At 64.6% G+C, this 19,336-nt stretch carries 17 protein-coding genes; 14 read left to right on the top strand and 3 right to left on the bottom strand.

The features are described 5' to 3' along the window. The first annotated feature begins 204 nt into the window (after window positions 1–204). From CIMIT_RS10520 to CIMIT_RS10490, 7 genes are read left to right on the top strand one after another with little or no spacing between them, the layout of a single operon-like run. Entirely contained in the window at window positions 205–1,878 is a 1,674-nt protein-coding gene (locus tag CIMIT_RS10520; RefSeq protein ID WP_038592717.1) for a nitrite/sulfite reductase, read from the top strand. Beyond that, window positions 1,875–2,141, top strand: coding sequence for a hypothetical protein (locus CIMIT_RS10515; RefSeq protein WP_038592714.1), 267 nt, complete (start codon window positions 1,875–1,877; stop codon window positions 2,139–2,141). Before CIMIT_RS10520 ends, CIMIT_RS10515 begins: the two co-directional genes overlap by 4 nt. Then, entirely contained in the window at window positions 2,138–2,920 is a 783-nt protein-coding gene (locus tag CIMIT_RS10510; RefSeq protein ID WP_038592711.1) for a phosphoadenylyl-sulfate reductase, read from the top strand. The genes CIMIT_RS10515 and CIMIT_RS10510 overlap by 4 nt, the downstream gene beginning before the upstream one ends. Window positions 2,921–2,940: 20 nt before the next feature. After that, window positions 2,941–3,873 carry a sulfate adenylyltransferase subunit CysD gene (cysD, locus tag CIMIT_RS10505; protein WP_038592708.1) on the top strand — a complete coding sequence of 311 codons (933 nt, stop codon included), beginning with the start codon at window positions 2,941–2,943 and terminating at the stop codon, window positions 3,871–3,873. Next, complete coding sequence (locus tag CIMIT_RS10500; protein ID WP_051904955.1) at window positions 3,873–5,162, top strand: sulfate adenylyltransferase subunit 1; 1,290 nt, start codon at window positions 3,873–3,875, stop codon at window positions 5,160–5,162. Before cysD ends, CIMIT_RS10500 begins: the two co-directional genes overlap by 1 nt. 10 nt (window positions 5,163–5,172) lie before the next feature. Next, window positions 5,173–5,862 (top strand): sirohydrochlorin chelatase, encoded by a 690-nt coding sequence (locus CIMIT_RS10495; RefSeq protein ID WP_038592705.1) that lies wholly within the window; start codon window positions 5,173–5,175, stop codon window positions 5,860–5,862. Further along, a complete protein-coding gene (locus CIMIT_RS10490) occupies window positions 5,855–6,793 on the top strand; it encodes a sulfite exporter TauE/SafE family protein (RefSeq protein WP_084674354.1) in 939 nt (312 codons plus the stop codon). Before CIMIT_RS10495 ends, CIMIT_RS10490 begins: the two co-directional genes overlap by 8 nt. Here CIMIT_RS10490 and CIMIT_RS10485 read toward each other — a convergent pair whose 3' ends face one another. After that, window positions 6,794–7,318, bottom strand: coding sequence for a type 1 glutamine amidotransferase domain-containing protein (locus CIMIT_RS10485; RefSeq protein ID WP_038592701.1), 525 nt, complete (start codon window positions 7,316–7,318; stop codon window positions 6,794–6,796). It lies immediately after the preceding gene. A gap of 67 nt (window positions 7,319–7,385) precedes the next feature. Continuing rightward, the gene (locus CIMIT_RS10480) at window positions 7,386–8,744 is read right to left on the bottom strand and encodes an AI-2E family transporter (RefSeq protein WP_051904954.1); all 1,359 of its coding nucleotides are present in this window, start codon (window positions 8,742–8,744) and stop codon (window positions 7,386–7,388) included. 188 nt (window positions 8,745–8,932) lie between these two features. On the opposite strand from CIMIT_RS10480, the gene CIMIT_RS10475 reads away from it, so the two are divergent. The 7 genes from CIMIT_RS10475 (at window position 8,933) to CIMIT_RS10445 (ending at window position 17,527) form a co-directional block, all read left to right on the top strand. Beyond that, window positions 8,933–10,630 carry a DUF5635 domain-containing protein gene (locus CIMIT_RS10475; protein ID WP_038592698.1) on the top strand — a complete coding sequence of 566 codons (1,698 nt, stop codon included), beginning with the start codon at window positions 8,933–8,935 and terminating at the stop codon, window positions 10,628–10,630. Window positions 10,631–10,720: 90 nt separating this feature from the next. Next, entirely contained in the window at window positions 10,721–12,241 is a 1,521-nt protein-coding gene (gene exaC / locus CIMIT_RS10470; protein ID WP_038592695.1) for an acetaldehyde dehydrogenase ExaC, read from the top strand. Between the two features lie 99 nt (window positions 12,242–12,340). Next, complete coding sequence (locus tag CIMIT_RS10465; protein WP_038592691.1) at window positions 12,341–13,144, top strand: hypothetical protein; 804 nt, start codon at window positions 12,341–12,343, stop codon at window positions 13,142–13,144. 191 nt (window positions 13,145–13,335) lie between these two features. Continuing rightward, complete coding sequence (dnaK, locus tag CIMIT_RS10460; protein WP_038592688.1) at window positions 13,336–15,180, top strand: molecular chaperone DnaK; 1,845 nt, start codon at window positions 13,336–13,338, stop codon at window positions 15,178–15,180. Window positions 15,181–15,200: 20 nt separating this feature from the next. Next, the gene (grpE, locus tag CIMIT_RS10455; protein WP_038592678.1) at window positions 15,201–15,800 is read left to right on the top strand and encodes a nucleotide exchange factor GrpE; all 600 of its coding nucleotides are present in this window, start codon (window positions 15,201–15,203) and stop codon (window positions 15,798–15,800) included. A gap of 134 nt (window positions 15,801–15,934) precedes the next feature. Beyond that, a complete protein-coding gene (gene dnaJ, locus CIMIT_RS10450; RefSeq protein WP_038592675.1) occupies window positions 15,935–17,113 on the top strand; it encodes a molecular chaperone DnaJ in 1,179 nt (392 codons plus the stop codon). Window positions 17,114–17,125: 12 nt separating this feature from the next. Further along, a complete protein-coding gene (locus CIMIT_RS10445) occupies window positions 17,126–17,527 on the top strand; it encodes a heat shock protein transcriptional repressor HspR (RefSeq protein WP_038592672.1) in 402 nt (133 codons plus the stop codon). On the opposite strand, the gene CIMIT_RS10440 is transcribed toward CIMIT_RS10445, so the two are convergent. Next, a complete protein-coding gene (locus CIMIT_RS10440) occupies window positions 17,524–19,293 on the bottom strand; it encodes a pyruvate dehydrogenase (protein WP_038592669.1) in 1,770 nt (589 codons plus the stop codon). The two genes, CIMIT_RS10445 and CIMIT_RS10440, sit on opposite strands and share 4 nt — an antisense overlap. Window positions 19,294–19,336: the final 43 nt, after the last annotated feature.

Raw genomic sequence — 19,336 nt, 5'->3', positions numbered from 1 at the left:
CTGATCTGGGTTGGTAGGGGTTTACGTGGCGTCGATTAGCGCACTGCTCGGTCTGAACCTGAATACATTCACGATAAAGCACGAGGTCAAGGGCGGTGATTTGAGAAGGGGTTGCTACAGACTACTTGGTACGGCACACTCGACCGCACAGCAAAAACGTGCCGCACGCCATAGACCGTTCGGTCTGTGACACTAGGAGGAAAAATGACCGTATCGACCGCTACCCGCGAGGTGAAGGCCCGCGCCAAGAAGCCCGAGGGGCAGTGGCGCATCGACGGGACCGACCCGCTCAACCACGACGAAGAGGTTAAGCAGCGCGAGCCCGTCATGGAGGTCAAGCAGCGCGTCATTGATACCTACGCCAAAGGTGGGTTCGACTCGATTGACCGTGAGGACCTCTACCCGCGCTTCAAGTGGCTGGGGCTGTACACCCAGCGCAAGCAGAACCTCGGCGGCGAGCACACCGGCGAGGACAACTCGGTGTTGGAGGACAAGTACTTCATGATGCGGATCCGCTTCGACGGCGGGATCTGCTCCACCGAGCAGGCGCGCGTCGTCGGTGAAATTTCCCGCGACTACGCCCGCTCCACCGTGGATCTCACCGACCGGCAGAACATCCAGCTGCACTGGGTGCGCATCGAGGATGTGCCGACGATCTGGGAGAAGCTCGAAGCCGTTGGTCTGAACACCTGGGACGCCTGCGGCGATGTGCCGCGCGTGGTGCTCGGCTCGCCGGTTGCCGGCATTGCTAAGGACGAGATCATCGACGCGACCCCGGCGATCCGCAAGATCCAGGAGATCGTCACCGACGAGGAGTTCCAGAACCTGCCGCGCAAGTTCAAGTCCGCCATCTCCGGTAATGCGCGCCAGGACGTGGTCCACGAGATCAACGACCTCGCCTTCATCGGCGTGGAGCACCCGGAGCTCGGCCCGGGTTTTGAGTGCTACGTCGGCGGTGGGCTTTCCACCAACCCGATGCTCGCGCAGTCGCTCGGCGCCTTCGTCACGCTCGAGCAGGTGCCCGAGGTGTGGGCCGCGGTGGTGCGCATCTTCCGCGACTACGGCTACCGCCGTCTGCGCAACCGCGCCCGCCTGAAGTTCCTCGTGGCCAAGTGGGGTGCGGCCAAATTCCGCGAGGTGCTCGAGACCGAGTACTTGGGCTATGCGCTTCCCGACGGCCCGAAGGCCCCGAACAACCTCATCGACCGCGACCACATCGGCGTGCACGAGCAAAAAGACGGCAACGTCTACGTCGGTGTGAAGCCCACCCTGGGCCACATGTCCGGTGAGCAGCTCATCGAGGTCGCCGACGTGGTGGAGCGCTACGGCTCCACTTCCCTGCGCTTTACTCCGTTTAAGGAGCTGCTGGTACTCGACATCGCACCGGAGCGCGTCGACGCCCTGCAGGCGGACCTGGAAGCACTCGGCCTGTACGCCAAGCCCAGCGAGTTCCGTCGCGGCCTGCTTTCCTGCACCGGCCTGGAGTACTGCAAGCTCGCGCACGTGACCACCAAGTCCCGTGCCATTGAGCTGGCCGACGAGCTGGAGGAGCGCTTCGGCGACCTGGACAGCCCGATCACCATCTCGCTCAATGGCTGCCCGAACGCCTGCGCCCGCCACCACGTCTCGGACATCGGACTGAAGGGCCAGACGGTGACTAACGCCGATGGCGAGCGCGTCGAGGGCTTCCAGGTGCACCTCGGCGGCACGGTGGGCGAGGGCGCGAACTTCGGCCGTAAGCTGCGCGGCCACAAGGTCGCCTCGACCGAGCTGACGGACTACGTCACCCGCGTGGTGCAGAACTACGTGGACAACCGCGAAGAGGGCGAGCTCTTCCGCGACTTTTTGCTGCGCGCCGACGAGGAGCAGCTGCGATGAGCTTTCGCCGCGAACCGAACCCGAACCGCAACCACCCCACCTTTTGCCCGTACTGCTCGGGCGAGGGGCTGTGGCCGGACGAGCAGACCGATTTCGCGTGGAAGTGTGACGCATGCCTGCGTATTTTTGAGGTCAAGTTCTACGGACAGGACGACCCAGACCACGCGCCCGCGCCGGCTCCTTCGACGCCGCAGGCGCTGCAAGACTCACTCGCCCGACACGGTCATACCGCGGTGGTGCGAAATGATGGAGGCAGAAAATGATCAACCTTTTGCAGGGCGACAGCTCGCAGTACAAGGACCCGGAAGTCAGCCCGGAAGGCCCGAAATCCACGGCCCCGCTGGATGCGGAGACCGCCGCGCGCAACGCGCAGCTTGTCGACGAGTACGCCGATTCGCTGTACGACGCCTCCGCGGCAGAGATCCTCAGTTGGGCCCACGAACACGCGCCGGGCCCGCTGGCGGTCACGCTCTCGATGGAAAACACCGTGCTCGCTGAGCTGTCCGAGCAGTACCTGCCGGGCGCGGACTTCCTCTTCCTGGACACCGAGTACCACTTCCCGGAGACCCTCGAGGTCGCCGATGCAGTAGAGCAGCGCTACTCCAAACACCGGCTGGTGCGCGCCACCGCGCAGCTGAGCCGTAAAGAGCAGGACAAGGTCTATGGGCCGAACCTGTACCGCCGCAACCCGACCGCCTGCTGCCGGATGCGCAAGGTGGAGCCGTTGGCGGTGCACATGAGCCCTTACGCGGGCTGGGTCACCGGCGTGCGCCGCGCAGACGGCCCGACCCGCGCCGAGGCACCCGCGCTGAGCCTGGACCGCACAGGCAGACTCAAGATTTCGCCGCTGGTGACCTGGTCGCTTGCGGACACGGACACCTACATCGCCGACCACGACTTGATCGTCCACCCGCTGACCACCCACGGCTACCCCTCAATCGGCTGCGCAACCTGCACGCTGCCAGTGGCGGAAGGACAAGACCCGCGCGCCGGGCGCTGGGCGTTCGCGCAAAAGACCGAGTGCGGCCTGCACACCGACTAGATCGAAAGTAGAAGGACCACATGACTGTTGCAACGAATGAGGCGCGCACCGCAGCCGGTACGCTCTCGCCGCACCTGAAAGACCTAGAAGACGAATCTATCCACATCCTGCGCGAGGTCGCGGGCCAGTTCGACAAGATCGGCCTGCTCTTCTCCGGCGGGAAGGACTCCTGCGTGGTGCTCGAACTGGCGCTGCGCGCGTTCGCCCCGGCCGCCATGCCGATCGAGCTTTTGCACGTGGACACCGGCCACAACTTCCCCGAGGTTCTCGAGTTCCGCGACCGCATCGTGGAGAAGTACGGGCTGCGCCTGCGCGTGGCCAAGGTACAGGACTGGATCGACCGCGGCGACCTCACCGAGCGCCCCGACGGTACGCGCAACCCGCTGCAGACGGTGCCGCTGGTAGAGACCATCGCCGAGGTGGGCTACAACGCCGTGCTCGGCGGCGCGCGCCGCGACGAGGAGCGCGCCCGAGCCAAGGAACGCGTCTTCTCCGTGCGCGATTCCTTCGGTGGCTGGGATCCGCGCCGCCAGCGCCCTGAGCTGTGGGACCTGTACAACGGTGCGACCCTGCCGGGGGAGAACGTGCGCGTGTTCCCCATCTCCAACTGGACGGAAGCGGATGTGTGGGAGTACATCGGTGCCTGCGGCATCGAGCTGCCCAGCATCTACTTCGCGCACGACCGCGAGGTGTTCAACCGCGACGGCATGTGGCTCACCGCTGGTGAGTGGGGTGGCCCGCGCGAGGGCGAGGAGCTTCAGACCCGCCGCGTGCGCTACCGCACCGTGGGCGACATGAGCTGCACCGGCGCTGTTGAGTCCGACGCAGCAACGATCGACGCAGTACTCGCCGAGATCGCCAATTCCACCCTCACCGAGCGCGGCGCTACGCGCGCCGACGACCGCCTGTCCGAGTCCGCCATGGAGGACCGCAAGAAGGAAGGTTACTTCTGATGACTGTCGCCCAAGCTACTTCCGCAACTGACCTGCTCGCCGCGCGCCAGACGCTGCGCCTGTGCACCGCCGGCTCCGTCGACGATGGCAAGTCCACCTTCGTCGGCCGCCTGCTGCACGACACGAAGTCGGTGCTCGCCGACCAGCTCGCCTCTGTTGAGCGCAGCTCAGCCGACCGCGGCTTCGAGGGCCTTGACCTGAGCTTGCTTGTCGACGGGCTACGTGCCGAACGCGAACAGGGCATCACTATCGACGTGGCCTACCGCTACTTCGCCACCGACAAGCGCACCTTCATCCTCGCCGACACCCCGGGGCACGTGCAGTACACCCGCAACACGGTCACCGGCATGTCCACCTCCCAGGTCGTGGTCCTGCTTGTCGACGCCCGTAACGGCGTCGTCGAGCAAACCATCCGCCACCTCACCGTGGCGAAGCTGCTCGGCGTGCGCACCGTGATCCTCGCGGTGAACAAGATTGACCTGGTCGACTACTCCGAGGACACCTTCACCCAGATCAAGGACACCTTCGAGGCGAAGGCCCACGAACTGGGCATCGAGCAGCCGATCGTGGTGCCGATCTCCGCCCTCAAGGGCGACAATGTGGTCGAGCGTTCCACCAACATGGACTGGTACACCGGCCCGACCATCCTGGACGTGCTGGAGGAGATTCCGGTGAACTCCGGCCGCGCGCTCGACCTGGACTTCCGCTTCAACATCCAGTACGTCCTCCGCGAGCACGCCAGCGACTACCGTGCGTACGCAGGCCGGATCAACGCCGGCACGATTAACGTCGGCGACACGGTTACCGCCCCGCACGGCCGCACCACCACCGTGGTGGGCATCGATACCTCCGACGGCGAGGTGGACTCTGCGCGCGCCGGTCAGTCCGTCGCGCTGCGGCTTGCCGACGAGATCGACCTTGTCCGCGGCGACCTGCTCGCCGCGGGGACACGCCCCGAGCCGGTGCGCGAGTTCGAGGCAACCGTGGTTGGGCTCTCGGAAAAGGAGCTCACCGCTGGCAAAGCTGTGAAGCTGCGCTACGGCACTGGCCTGGAGCGCGCCCGCGTGGTGTCGATCGAGCGCACCCTGGACATCGACTCTGCTGACAACGACGTCCTCGACCCGGCGGCCGTGGGCTTAAACGATATCGCGCACGTGACCATCCAGACCGCCGGCGAGCTGCCGGTGGAGGACTACGCCGCCCGCGGCGCGGTGGGCAACTTCCTGCTCATCGACCAGTCCTCCGGTAACACCCTGGCCGCGGGCCTGGTGGGTAAGCGTCTGCGCTAGGTGTGCCGCCATGGTTGCTCTGATTACGCTCTCGCACGGGTCGCGCCACCCGCGGGCCCGCGCGGGTGTGCGCGAGCTGACCGAAGCCGCTGCACAGCGAATCGGGGTGCCGTGGGTTGATGCGCATCTCGAGTTTGACCGGCCCGACCTGGAGGGTGCCGCACGCGAGCTTGCCTCGCGCGGCGCAGACCGCGCAGTCGTGGTCCCGCTGCTGTTTACCCACGCCTTCCACGCCAAAAACGACGTGCCCGCACACATGCGGGCGGCAGGCGAAATCCTCCAGCTCACCCAGGCCTCAAGCCTCGGACTGGGCGAGGAGATCGTCGAGCTTATGGCCGCGCAGGCGCTTGCCGACGCGCCACCGCACGCCCACCTCGTCGTCTACCCTGTCGGCACGTCCGATGCGTCGCAGGCGGCGCGGTACGAGCAGGTGCGTGTGGGCGTCGAGAAGCGAACCGGGCACCCGACAGAGGTGATCGCCGCGACGCGCGGCGGGGCGAAAGCCCTTGCCGAGCGGGCGGGCCAGACCCCGATCCACCTCCTGCCGCTTTTTGTTTCCGACGGCCTGCTGCTCGATAAGGCACTGGCTGCCCTGGCACCATTTCCTGAGGCCACGGCCTCGGCCCCCCTCACCACCGCGCTCGCGGACATCGTGGTCAACCGCTACCGCGCAGCGCTTGAAGGAGTACCTCATGTATAAACCCAACACGCTTTTGCTCATCGCGATCGCGGGCCTTGCTGCCCAGCTTGTCGACGGCGGCCTCGGCATGGGGTTCGGGGCCACCTCCACCACCATTCTGGTCATGCTCGCGGGCCTGGGGCCCGCCGCCGCATCCGCAGTCGTGCACACCGCCGAGCTGGGTACGACCCTGGCTTCGGGCGTGGCGCACTGGCGCTTCGGCAACGTGGACTGGAAGGTCGTCGCCGCGATCGGTGTTCCGGGCGCGGTCGGCGCGTTCGTGGGCGCGACGGTGCTGGCGCGGTTGTCCACGGAGGCGGCACAGCCGGTGATGTCGCTGATCCTGGCCCTGATCGGCCTGAATCTGATGATCCGGTTCTCCCGGGGGCTCACGCAGCGCAAGCTCGCGGCGAAGCCGCACTCGACGCAGTTCTTGGGCGGACTCGGCCTCTTCGGCGGGTTTATCGACGCCACCGGGGGCGGCGGCTGGGGGCCGGTGACTACCTCGACGCTTCTGGCCGCGGGACGCAGCGAGCCGCGCCGCATTGTCGGCACGGTCAACACCGCGGAGTTTTTGGTTACCGCCGCTGCCACCGCAGGTTTTGCCATTGGGATGTGGCACGACCTGGTGGCCAACCTCGCCGCCGTGGCAGCGCTGCTGGTTGGTGGCGTGATCGCCGCCCCGATCGGCGCGTGGCTGGTCTCCCGTCTCAACCCGGTTTTGCTGGGCGGGGTAGTGGGCACCCTGATTGTGTTCTTGAATCTGCCGAAGGTGCTTGCCGCTGTCGGGGTACCGGGCGAGGGACTGTGGGCCGCGCGCGTCGCAGTGCTCGTGGCAGGTGTGCTGCTGTCCTGGCGCGGCGTGCAGCGGGCGCGCACCTCGCAGGCGAAAACGCCGGGTCCAGTATCCGAGGACCCGCAGCGCCGCACAACGAAGGTGCACGCAGCCTAGCTACTTGGCAAGCTCCTCGACGAGCGCCGCGTTGAAGGCCTCCAAGTCAGCCGGGGTGCGCGAGGAGATGAAGCCGGAATCCACGACGACTTCCTCGTCGACCCAGTTGGCACCGGCGTTGACCAGGTCGGTCTTCACGTTGGCCACCGAGGTGAGCTTCACGCCTTTGAGCACGTCGGCGTCGGTAAGGATCCAGCCGCCGTGGCAGATCACGCCGATCGGCTTGCCCGCGGCCTTGAACTCCTTGACCAGTGCTACTGCCGGGGCGTCGACGCGGATCGCGTCCGCGTTCAAGGTGCCGCCAGGCAGGATGAGCGCATCGAAGTCGGCGGCGTTGGCCTCGGCGGTGGTGGTGTCCACCTTTACCGCCGCGCCCTTCTTGCCCTCGATCTCACCGGTCTCAGGAGCGATGACGGCGGTAGTAGCACCGGCGGCCTCGACGGCCTCCTTCGGCGAGGTCAGCTCAGAATCCTCGAAACCGTCGGTAGCAATGATTGCAATTGTCTTGCCGTTCAGGTCAGCCATGATGCTCCTTCATTCTTGGGTCCGTTTACGGGCCCCAGGGTAGGAGCGAACCCGCTTGGCGCGCCACCTAGTCTTCGTCGGGAGTTTTGTCGCGCGGCACCTTCGTCGAGCCGAGCTCGGTGTCCTGCACGGGTTTCTTCTCCCGCTTGGCAATGCGGACCATGTGGTCGCGCACCGCAAAGAAGGCTTCCTTCGAGTCCAGGGTTTCGCTTTGCGAGGTGGAGATCTGTATGTCATCCGCGGTGATCTCGCCAGTCCGCAGTGAGACCATCTCGGCCCAGTAGCGGAACCAGACGGCCACCACCGCGGCGACCGGCACAGCCAAAAACGCACCGACGATGCCGAAGATCGTGCCGCCGAGGGCGACTGCGAGCAGCACGATCGCCGCGTGCAGGCCCATCGCCTGGGACTGCAGGATCGGCTGGAGGATATTGCCCTCGAGCTGCTGCACGGCGATGATGAGGATGAGCACGAACACGGCGTTCATGAAGCCGTTCGACACTAGCGCGATGATGACGGCGAGGGCACCGGCGGTAAACGCACCGACGATCGGGACGAAGCCGGCGAAGAAGGTGATTACCGCCAACACCGGCCACAGCGGCACGCCGAGGACGAGCAGGCCAATACCGATGAAGATGGCGTCGACCGCGGACACGATCGCCTGGGTGCGGATGAAGCCGGACAGTGTGTTCCAGGAGCGCATGCACACCTCGGTGAGGTGCCAGCCCGCCTTCACGCCGACATACTTACGCAGCCACGGCAGGAAGCGGTCGCCGTCTTTGAGGAAGAAGAAGGTGAGAATCAGCGTGAGCACGAGCGTGGTGCCGACCGAGGCAATCGCGCCGATGCCGGAGAACACACCGGAGGCGATATTCGACGCCTGCCCGCGCAGCGCGTCGGTGGCCTGCGCAAGCTTCTCACGAATCTCATTCGGGTCAAGCACGGATGGATCAACCCGTTCGTTGACCCACGCGAAGATCTGGTCAATGCCTTGGCCCGCCTGCTCGTAGAGCTGCGTGCCCTGCTTCTTTACCGTCGGCCCCATCGCGGCGAAGATGCCGACAATGATGCCGAAGAAGGCGATGATTACCGTGAACGTGGCCAGCGCCGCCGGGAACTTCTTGGAGCGCAGCCAATGCACTGGCGGCCACAGGACGGTGCACACGATCAGCGCGAGGAAGATCGGGAGCAGGCCCATCCACACGAACTTGAGCAGGTAGAGCACAATCGCGGTGGCGGCGACGATGATGATGAAGCGCAGCGCCCACGCGGCAGCGGTGCGCCCATCAGCGGCAATGACCTCGCCGCGGTCGGTGGGCTCGTCGGAGAGCTCCTGCGCGGCGTCGGCCGGGGTGGGCATCATGTCGACTTCTTCGACGGTCGTATCGAGCGCGCCGACGAAGTCGTTCGTTTTCTTCTCAGTCACCCTGCTCATTGTGCCAGAGAAGCGGTAAATCGCAGGGGTCGGTGGGAGGTGGGTGCTGCGTTCGGGCCGTGGAATCATCCACGTTGCGTCGAAATGACGATTCATTGACAGATTAAGGGGGTGCCTAATCTAACAATGATCTGTTATTTTTGGCTGCAGTGTGAGATTGGTACCGAGGGGATAACGGCATGGAGCTCGTGCGCGAGGTCGAGCGGATCCTGGCAACAGCGCAGGATGGGTCGCTTTCCGTTACCACGGAATCGCAGGCAATCGACTTCAAAGAAGAGGCCGGTCGAAGGCAAGGGCGCGAGCTGCTCCCTGGTGAGCCGGAGAATACACTCGCGGCGACAAAGCTTGCCGATGAAGTTGCGTGCATGGCGAATTCGCCAGGCGGTGGTGCCCTGATTGTCGGTGTAGAAGACCGCACCGGCCGCTTGCTTGGCACCGAGCTGAATATTGATTGGCTGCGTCAGGAGATAAATTCTCGCGTTGGGGTAGCCCCAGATATTACGGAGCGTCAGGTCGAGGGGTTTCGGTTGCTAGTGATTCTCGTCAGCCAGGCACCGGCCCCGGTTGAGGACACCTCCGACCGCTTACGCTGGCGGGTCGGCGACTCGTGCAAGCCGGTTGATCGTTCGGAGTGGTGGCAGCACCAGGCGGCGCTACAATCTTTCGACCCAATGGCAGTTGCCTCCGAACGCACCGCTGCCGACGCTCGGCCGGAGGCGCTTTCCATCCTGCGGAAGTGGCGTCAGGTGGGTCCACAGGAGCAGACGGATGAGGAGTTCCTCCGCGCGCTTGGCGCGCTGCGCAGCGATGGCCGTCTTTCTACCGCGGCGGCGATGCTGGTGACCAGCCTTGGGGCTACCGGCTTGGAGTTGACCCAGTTCGACGTGCCGAGCGGGAGCGTGCGCAACCGGGTTACGCCATCGCCGGAGCAGTCGTTGGCGGAGCAAATTCACCAGGTAGAAACCGCACTTGATGTGCTTAACTCTCAGGTCACGGTGGAGCACGGGTTTAGTCACGTACCGATCCAGCAGCTGCCGAACAGTGCGGTACGCGAGGCGGTACTCAACGGCGTCATCCACCGGGATTGGAACAGGTCCGGGCCGACGGAGGTGCGGTGGACCGATTCAGACGCGATGTTGGAGGTCCGTAGTCCCGGCGGGTTTGTGGGGCACGTGAACGCGTCGAATATTCTCACTCAGCGCGAGGCACGGTACCCGGCGCTCGCGGATCTGTTCCGCGCGACCGGGCTGGTGGATAAGCAGGGGGTCGGTATTGACCGCATGTATCGCGCAATGATTGCGCTCGGACACAACCCGCCGCAGATTGAAGAGGTCAGTGGCGTTGCCGTCGAAGTCACGCTGCGCGGTGGTACGCCGTCAACGCCCGTGCTGGAGGTGATGAACGCGCTGCGTCCAGCAGAGCGCAAGGAGGACTATCGTCTGAGCATTCTGCTCTATTATCTTCTCTACCACCCGTTTCTTACTCCGGCACAGCTTGCGGAGCAGTTGCAGGCTTCGGCGGAGTCCGCCCAGGCAGCACTCGACGTGGCGAAGCAGACGCTTGTCGACGCCTCCCCGATCGTCGCCAAGTACAACGATGTGTGGGTACTCGGGGACACCACGGTGGACCGCATCGAGCGACACCGCAATGAGGATCCGGTACGTGAGCTCCTGCCGTACCGAACCACCGACCCGCTGGAGGCGGCGCGCACCGTCGAGCGTTGGTTGAGTGTCCACGATGCCATTACGACTGGCGACTTCATGCGGCTGACCGGTGTTGCGCGGGGCACCTCGAAGCGACTCTTGGATGGGATTGCGGAAAAGGGCGACATCGTGCCGAAGGGGCAGGGGCGGGCGTCGCGCTTTGAGCGGGCGTGACGTCGACAAGCGCTATGCCCTAGCTCCCGTTCCAGAATGCGTGTAGGGTAGGTCACACTGCGTCCCTAATTAGCGAAAGGAAACAGAGAAGTGACTGTCTACCCTAACCCCGGCACCGCCGGTTCGACCGTGAAGTTCCGCGAGCAGTACGACAACTACATCGGTGGCGACTGGGTTGCGCCGGTCGACGGCGAATACTTCGACAACATCACCCCGGTGACCGGCGAGACCTTCTGCCGTGTGGCCCGCGGCAAGGAGGCTGACATCACCCTGGCGCTGGACGCAGCGCACAAGGCGGCACCCGCGTTTGGCAAGACTTCGCCGGCGGAGCGTGCGCTGATGCTGCACCGCATCGCGGACCGGATGGAGGAGCACCTCGAAGACATTGCAGTGGCCGAGACCTGGGAGAACGGCAAGGCCGTGCGCGAGACGCTCGCCGCCGACATCCCGCTGGCTATTGATCACTTCCGCTACTTTGCGGGCGCGATCCGCGCGCAGGAAGGGCGTCTAAGCCAGATCGACGACAATATGGTGGCCTACCACTTCAACGAGCCGCTCGGCGTGGTCGGCCAGATCATTCCGTGGAACTTCCCGCTGCTCATGGCGGTGTGGAAGCTCGCTCCGGCCCTGGCTGCGGGCAACGCCGTGGTGCTTAAGCCCGCGGAGCAGACCCCGGCCTCCATCCTTTACCTGCTTGACCTGATCGGGGATCTGATCCCGGACGGCGTGGTCAACGTGGTCAACGGCTTCGGTAGTGAGGCGGGTGCGGCGCTGAGTGGTTCCGACCGCATCGCCAAGATTGCGTTTACCGGCTCGACGCAGGTGGGCAAGATCATCAACAAGGCGGCCGCGGACAAGGTCATCCCGGTCACGCTGGAGCTGGGCGGCAAGTCGCCGTCGCTGTACTTTGAGGACATCTTCGCCCGCGACGATAACTTCAAGCAGAAGGCAATCGAAGGTTTTGCGATGTTCGCGCTGAACCAGGGCGAGGTCTGCACTTGCCCGTCGCGTGCGCTGGTCCACGAGTCGATCGCCGATGAGTTCCTTCAGCTCGGTGTCGAGCGTGTCAAGCAGATCAAGGTGGGTAACCCCTTGGACACGGAGGTCCAGATGGGCGCGCAGGCCTCAAAGGAGCAGATGGACAAGATTGTCAGCTACCTGGAGCTCGGCCCGAAGGAAGGCGCGGAGACCCTTATCGGCGGTGGGGTAAACAAGCTCGAGGGGCTGGAGAACGGCTTCTACATCGAGCCGACCGTGTTCAAGGGCACCAACGACATGAAGATCTTCCAGGACGAGATCTTCGGTCCCGTGATGTCGGTGACCACGTTCAAGGACTTCGACGACGCGATCCGCATTGCCAACGACACGATCTACGGCTTGGGCGCGGGCGTGTGGTCGCGCAACCAGAACACGATCTACCGCGCGGGCCGCGCGATCCAGGCGGGCCGTGTGTGGGTGAATCAGTACCACTCGTACCCCGCCCACGCGGCCTTCGGCGGCTACAAGCAGTCCGGCATCGGCCGCGAGAACCACCTGATGATGCTGAACCACTACCAGCAGACCAAGAACCTGCTCGTCTCCTACGACGAGAACGAGACCGGCCTGTTCTAGCGCCGTTCCACTTCAGTGCCCCGCCGCTTTTGCGTACCTTGTGCGCGAAGCGGCGGGGCCCGCTGTCTTCCTTCCCAGATAAAAGAAAAGAGTTTCCCCGTGAAGACCACCCGTTTTGCCGCCGCGGCACTAGCCGTCTCCCTTACCGCTTCGGCAGTTGCCGCTCTACCGGCGCAGGCCTACGAGACCAGGTACGACGCCGAGAGCAACCAGTGCACCATCACCTTTACGGATAAGGACACCGAGCGTGTAAACGGTGCCTACTCCGTGCTGTTTACCCGGCTGGGCGAGCAGGTCCGCGACAGCTTCGAGGGTGAGGAGGCGAAAGCCCAGGCCAAGGTGGTGTGGGAGTACGGCCAGCGCAAGGAAGTCAAGAGCGCGAGCGACCTGCCGGTGCCCGCGGACCGGAAAGTTTCGGACGCGCAGGCCGCGCTTGCGCTTGGCAAGCAGAAAGATAAGTACTGGCGCATGGTTGGCTTTCTCAACGCGTCGAAGAACGACGTGATCACCGAGCAGAAGATCACCATTTCCCCGGAGAAGGCCCACGAGCTCGGCCCGCTGTACGGCGTGGACTTCGGCCCCGTGGTTGGCGGCACCGTCGGCGGTGTCCTCTTCGGTACGAGCTTCGTGGAATTTCGCGACGGGATCATCGACGCGGCCAAGACCCACGCGCCCGAGTTCGCTGGTCCGGTCGTGTCCTACTTCCAGGCGTTCTCGGCTTGCGCTGAGGGGGAGTCCCGCAGCAGCTCGGTGCTCCCGGCCAGCTCCATGACGTCGAGCCAGACGACCGGGCTCGGCATCGCGGGCGTGATCGTGACGCTCTTCGCACTCGTCGGTTTGGGCTACGCCGCGCGCCCGCTTATCGACGATGCGTTGGCCCAATTCCAGCGCCAACTCAACTAATTTACTGCCTGTGACCTGCGTGAACAAAGAAAGTTGAGCCGAGTGGGAACAACTTTGGGGCATGTGCCGTTGTAGGGATTGAGTGCGACAGGCTCAACTCCGGTGGATCATCTGTTACAGTGGTTGCCGTGAAGTTGAGTCACAGCACATCAACTTACTGATAAACCCCAGATATACAGGAGGAAAAGAACATGGCACGCGCAGTAGGTATTGACCTCGGTACGACGAACTCGGTTGTCTCCGTCCTTGAGGGCGGCGAGCCGGTTGTTATTGCAAACGCGGAGGGCTCCCGCACGACCCCGTCCGTCGTCGCTTTTGCGAAGAACGGCGAGGTGCTCGTCGGTCAGTCCGCGAAGAACCAGGCGGTAACCAACGTTGACCGCACCATCCGCTCCGTCAAGCGCCACATGGGCGAGGACTGGACCGTCAACATTGATGACAAGGACTACACCCCGCAGGAGATTTCCGCTCGTACGCTGCAGAAGCTGAAGCGCGACGCGGAGGCTTACCTGGGCGACGAGGTGACCGATGCGGTCATTACCGTCCCGGCGTACTTCGAGGACGCGCAGCGCCAGGCCACCAAGGAGGCCGGCCAGATCGCAGGCCTGAACGTCCTGCGTATTGTGAACGAGCCGACCGCGGCCGCACTGGCCTACGGCCTGGAGAAGAACGACTCTGAGCAGACCATCCTGGTCTTCGACCTGGGCGGCGGTACTTTCGACGTCTCCCTGCTGGAGATTGGCGACGGCGTGGTCGAGGTGCTCGCTACCGCTGGTGACAACGAGCTGGGCGGCGATGACTGGGATAACCGCATCGTCGAGTGGCTGGTAGACAAGTTCAAGTCCGCACAGGGCGTGGACCTGTCCAAGGACAAGATGGCGATGCAGCGTCTGCGCGAGGCAGCGGAGAAGGCGAAGATTGAGCTGTCGTCTTCCCAGCAGGCCTCCATCAACCTGCCGTACATCACCGTTGACTCCGAGAAGAACCCGCTCTTCCTGGATGAGACCCTGTCGCGCACCGAGTTCCAGAAGATCACCTCCGATCTGCTGGACCGCACCAAGACGCCGTTCAACCAGGTAATCAAGGACGCTGGCCTCTCGCTGGGCGACATCAACCACGTCGTGCTGGTCGGTGGCTCCACCCGTATGCCGGCCGTGACCGACCTGGTCAAGGAGATGACCGGCAAGGAGCCGAACAAGTCCGTCAACCCGGACGAGGTCGTGGCTCTGGGCGCTGCCCTGCAGGCTGGCGTGCTCCGCGGCGACGTCAAGGACGTGCTGCTTCTCGACGTCACCCCGCTCTCCCTCGGCATCGAGACCAAGGGTGGCGTGATGACCAAGCTAATCGAGCGCAACACCACCATCCCGACGAAGCGTTCCGAGACCTTCACTACGGCTGAGGACAACCAGCCGAGCGTGCAGATCCAGGTCTTCCAGGGCGAGCGCGAGATGGCATCGGCGAACAAGCTGCTCGGCTCCTTCGAGCTGGCAGGCATCGCTCCGGCACCGCGTGGTGTGCCGCAGATCGAGGTCACCTTCGACATCGACGCCAACGGCATCGTGTCCGTGTCCGCGAAGGACAAGGCCACCGGCAAGGAGAACACGATCAAGATCCAGGACGGCTCTGGCCTGTCCCAGGAGGAGATCGACCGCATGATCAAGGATGCGGAGCAGCACGCTGACGAGGACAAGAAGCGCCGCGAGGAGCAGGAGACCCGCAACGGTGCAGAGTCCGCGGCCTACCAGACCCGCAAGTTCATGGAGGACAACGAGGACAAGCTGCCGGAGGACCTGAAGACCCGCGTGACCGAGGCCGCAGACGCGGTGGACGAGGCGCTCAAGGGCGATGACCTCGAGGCTGTGAAGTCCGCGGTGGAGAAGCTGAACACCGAGTCCCAGGAGCTGGGCAAGGTGCTCTACGAGGCACAGGCCAACGAGGGCGCAACCCAGGCCGATGCGCCGACCGACGACGACGTGGTTGACGCTGAGGTTGTTGAGGAAGACGCAGAGGAGTCCAAGGACTCCGACAACAAGTAAGTCAGGAAGTGGTGAAGGTTATGACGAACCCGAACCCGGAGATGCCGGAGGATCCAGGCGCGCCGGAGAACACCGACGAGGAAGCCGTCACCCCGCAGGAGGCGGAAGCCGCAGCCAGCATCGATGAAGAGCTTTCCGACATCGAGGCCGCGGTTGCCGAGGACGAGGGTGAAAGCGACGTCGAGAAGCAGCTCGCGGAGCGCACCGAGGATCTGCAGCGCGTGAGCGCGGAGTACGCGAATTACCGTCGCCGTACCGAGCGCGAGCGCGGCCAGATCGCCGAGCACGCGAAGGCGAAGTTCGCGGGCGAGCTGCTGCCGCTTCTCGACGACCTCGACCTGGCCGAACAACACGGCGACCTGAAGGAGGGCCCGCTGAAGGCCTTCGCGGACAAGCTCCGCAGCGTGCTCGCAGTCCAGAAGGTCGCAGCCTTCGGTGCTGAGGGCGAGGCCTTCAACCCGGAGATCCACGAGGCAGTCCAGGATTTGTCCTCGGGCGGTGAGCAGGTCATCGGCAGCGTGCTCCGCAAGGGGTACGCGGTCGGCGACAAACTGATCCGCAACGCGATGGTGATCATCGCGGATCCTGCTGAATCCGCTGAGGCGGACGACGAAGCCTAGGGCCCAGCTTTAGGCACCCGGCCGGGGAACGAGGAAGCGAAAGCCACGCGGACTCTTCCCCGGCCATTTTTATAAAACGAAACAAGATTTAGCTATGTACATCGCACTACAGTTGTGTGAAAGGAGGGTGCGAGATGGCTATGCAACAGGAATGGGCAAACAAGGACTACTACGGAGATCTCGGAGTGTCCTCGTCTGCCTCGGCGGCAGACATTAAGAAGGCGTACCGCAAGCTCGCACGCGAAAACCATCCCGACTCCAACCCCGGCAATAAGGCCGCGGAGGAGAAATTTAAGCGGGTGGCTGAAGCGTACGACGTGCTTGGCAACGAGCAGGAGCGCAAGGAGTACGACCAGTTCAAGTCCATGATGGGCTCCGGCGGCTTTGGCCGATTTGGGGGAGGTGGTTCCGGATTTCCGGGCGGGTTTCGCACGACGCAAACGGACTTCTCCGACGTCTTCGGACACCCCGGTGCTGGACAAGCTGGAGACGGCGGCCTTGGTGATCTCTTCGGTGGCCTCTTTAACCGCGGCGGCGCTGCTGGCAGGAACGCTCGGCCGTCGCGGGGGGCGGACGTCGAAACGGAAATAACGCTCGACTTCCGCGAGGCAGCCAAGGGCACGACCTTCCCGGTGGAGCTCACCGGCGAGGCCCCATGTACCACCTGCCACGGCTCCGGCTCTAAGGACGGGAAGACGCACCGGTGCGGGACCTGCTCCGGCTCGGGCTACGTGCGGGAAAACAGCGGTGCCTTCGGCATGGCGCGCCCGTGTGCCGAGTGCCAGGGCACCGGCGAGATTATCGAGGACCCCTGCACCACCTGCCACGGCACCGGCACTGTGCGCCGCACCCGCAGCATTACGGTGCGGATCCCCGCAGGCGTGATCGACGGGCAGAAGGTGCGCCTCGCCGGGCAGGGCGAGGCCGGGCCGAACGGCACCCCGGCCGGCGACCTGTTCGTGCACGTACATGTGCGCGAGGACGCGGTGTTTACCCGCTCCGGTGACGACCTCGAGGTCACCGTCCCAGTCTCCTTCGGCGAGCTCGCCCTGGGGGGCACCGTGACTGTGCCGACGCTGGAGAAGCGCGTGCGGGTGAAGATCCCGGCGGGCACCCCGAACGGACGCACCCTGCGCGTGAAGGGCCGCGGCGTGCCGCGCAAGTCCGGCAAGGCAGGCGACCTGCTCGTCACCGTCGAGGTGGCGGTGCCGAAGGACCTGGACGCGGCCGCCACCAGCGCGCTGCGCGCCTACCACCAGGCTGAGCGGGACTCCGGTTTCGACCCCCGCGCCGGGTGGGCCGGCAACCAGTAGGAGGTGATGGAAATGGCGAAGGAGACAGAGCAGTACTTCGTGATCTCCGTGGCCGCTGAGCTGACCGGCATGCACGCCCAGACGCTGCGTACCTACGACCGGATGGGCCTGGTCACCCCGATGCGCACGAGTGGCGGCGGGCGTCGCTACTCGCGCCGCGACATCTCGCTGCTGCGCCGGATCCAGCAGCTGTCCCAGGAGGACGGCGTAAACCTGGCGGGCATTAAGACGATCATCGAGCTCACCGAGCAGATCGATGACCTGCAGGAGGAGCTCGCCGCGAAGCACGAGGAAAACGCCCAGCTGCGCCGGCGTTTGGAGGCGCGCCCCCGCGGCGGCGAGCTGGTCCACGTGCCGCGCTCAACTGCGGTGGTGACGTGGGAGCCTGCCGCTGCTCGACGCCGCCGTCGCTAGCCGCCGAACTCGATCGCCGCAGCGCCACCGATGTGGCGCAGGTTGGACTTTGCCAGGTTGAAGAGGCGTCCGACGCCGCCTTCCAAAAAGGCGGTGCGGGCACCCGACTTGGTGAAGCCCTTCATCATGTCCCAGGTAATCCCCGGTGGCAGGGAAAGGGCCTCCGGGTCGGTGACGATGTCCACCAGTACCGGGCCGTCGTAGGCTAGGGCCTCCTTGAGCATGGGCTCGAGGTCCTCGGGCTCTTCGATGCGGAAGGACTTGATGCCAGCGCCCTTGGCGATCTCGGCGTAGTTGGCCTCTTCGTGGTCGGTGCCGAAGTAGGGCATGCCTGCCACCATCATCTCCAGCTTGACCATGCCGAGCGAGGAGTTGTTGAAGCAGATCACCTTCACCGGCAGCTGGTGCAGCTTGATGGTGAGCAGCTCGCCCATGAGCATACCGAGGCCGCCATCACCGGACCAGGAGATGACCTGGCGATCCGGCTGCGCGGCCTGCACACCAATGGCCATGGGCAGTGCGTTGGCCATCGTGCCGTGGAGGAAGGACGCCGCCTCTTCGCGCTTGCCGTTGGGGGTGAGGTAACGCGAGGACCACACGTTGCACATGCCGGTGTCCACGGTGAAGTAGGCGTCATCATCAGCCAGTTCGTCCAGCACGGAGGCCGCCAGCTCCGGGTGAATCGGCTTCTTCGATTCGAAGGCCTCTTCCGTGTAGCTCTTCACCACGTGGTCGAGCAGCTGGTAGTGCCGCTTGAGCATCTTGTCCAAGAAGGAGCTGTCCGTCTTTTCCTCCACATGGGGGAGGATGTTTTCGATCACGCTTTGTACATCACCGACGACCGGGTAGTCCACCTTGGTGCGGCGGCCGATGTGGGCGCCGTCGATGTCGATCTGCGCGACGTTCTCGTCCGGCAGCCAGTCGGTGTAGGGGAAGTCCGTACCCACCATGATGAACAGGTCGGATTCCTCCATCGCGTCAAGGCAGGCGCCGTAGCCGAGCAGCCCGGACATGCCCACGTCGAAGGGGTTGTCGTACTCGAAGTACATCTTGCCGCGGAAGGAGTGGCCGATGGGTGCCTTGATCTTCTCTGCGAGTGCGAAGACTTCCTCGCGGGCGTCGCGAGCGCCGTAGCCGCAGAACAGCGTGACCTTGTCGGCCTTGTTAATGGCCTCGACCAGGCGGGCTGCCTCGTGCGGGTCCGGGTAGACGCGCTTGTTCTTGCCCGTGGCGTAGACGGAGTCGGCGCTCAAGGGACCCTCCGGGGCATCCGCTGCGAAGACATCGCCCGGCACGACCATCACCGAGACGCCGTTACCGGCCAGCGTGTTCTGCACGGCGTTGTGGAACACGCGCATGCCCTGCTCCGGGTTGTGGACGACCTCGCAGTAGGAGGAGCACTCCTGGAACAGCAGCTCCGGGTGAGTCTCCTGGAAGAAGGAGGAGCCGATCTCCACGGTGGGGATGTGCGAGGCGATAGCCAGCAGCTTCGAGCCGTTGCGGTGTGCCTCGAACAGGCCCTGGACGAAGTGGGTATTGCCCGGCCCGCAGGACGCGCCGCAGACGGCGAGCTCGTCCTGGGCCAGCGCGTCCGCGCCGGCGGCGAAAGCGGCCGCCTCCTCGTTGCGCACGTGGACCCATTCGATGTCGCTTTGACGCACGGCATCAGACAGCGGGTTGAGCGAGTCGCCCACCAGCCCGTAGATGCGGGTAATACCGAGTGTTTCGAGTTTGGAGACTAACGCTTGCGCAAAATTTTCAGCCATGGAACCTTTCCTTTTGTTGTAAGGTCACTGATGCTCCATAAAT

Source organism: Corynebacterium imitans, from assembly GCF_000739455.1.
In the GTDB taxonomy this organism is placed as follows: Bacteria; Actinomycetota; Actinomycetes; order Mycobacteriales; family Mycobacteriaceae; genus Corynebacterium; species Corynebacterium imitans.
Note: the sequence above shows the minus strand (reverse complement) of the source record. Positions and strands in the feature narration are given on the sequence as shown.

Excerpts from the sequence above, each read along its gene's own strand:
- CIMIT_RS10485 (WP_038592701.1), bottom strand. The coding sequence starts at position 7,318 with ATGGCTGACCTGAACGGCAAGACAATTGCAATCATTGCTACCGACGGT.
- CIMIT_RS10495 (WP_038592705.1), top strand. The coding sequence starts at position 5,173 with ATGGTTGCTCTGATTACGCTCTCGCACGGGTCGCGCCACCCGCGGGCC.
- dnaK (WP_038592688.1), top strand. The coding sequence starts at position 13,336 with ATGGCACGCGCAGTAGGTATTGACCTCGGTACGACGAACTCGGTTGTC.
- CIMIT_RS10475 (WP_038592698.1), top strand. The coding sequence starts at position 8,933 with ATGGAGCTCGTGCGCGAGGTCGAGCGGATCCTGGCAACAGCGCAGGAT.
- CIMIT_RS10500 (WP_051904955.1), top strand. The coding sequence starts at position 3,873 with ATGACTGTCGCCCAAGCTACTTCCGCAACTGACCTGCTCGCCGCGCGC.
- CIMIT_RS10510 (WP_038592711.1), top strand. The coding sequence starts at position 2,138 with ATGATCAACCTTTTGCAGGGCGACAGCTCGCAGTACAAGGACCCGGAA.
- CIMIT_RS10440 (WP_038592669.1), bottom strand. The coding sequence starts at position 19,293 with ATGGCTGAAAATTTTGCGCAAGCGTTAGTCTCCAAACTCGAAACACTC.
- dnaJ (WP_038592675.1), top strand. The coding sequence starts at position 15,935 with ATGGCTATGCAACAGGAATGGGCAAACAAGGACTACTACGGAGATCTC.
- grpE (WP_038592678.1), top strand. The coding sequence starts at position 15,201 with ATGACGAACCCGAACCCGGAGATGCCGGAGGATCCAGGCGCGCCGGAG.
- cysD (WP_038592708.1), top strand. The coding sequence starts at position 2,941 with ATGACTGTTGCAACGAATGAGGCGCGCACCGCAGCCGGTACGCTCTCG.
- CIMIT_RS10445 (WP_038592672.1), top strand. The coding sequence starts at position 17,126 with ATGGCGAAGGAGACAGAGCAGTACTTCGTGATCTCCGTGGCCGCTGAG.
- CIMIT_RS10515 (WP_038592714.1), top strand. The coding sequence starts at position 1,875 with ATGAGCTTTCGCCGCGAACCGAACCCGAACCGCAACCACCCCACCTTT.
- CIMIT_RS10520 (WP_038592717.1), top strand. The coding sequence starts at position 205 with ATGACCGTATCGACCGCTACCCGCGAGGTGAAGGCCCGCGCCAAGAAG.
- CIMIT_RS10490 (WP_084674354.1), top strand. The coding sequence starts at position 5,855 with ATGTATAAACCCAACACGCTTTTGCTCATCGCGATCGCGGGCCTTGCT.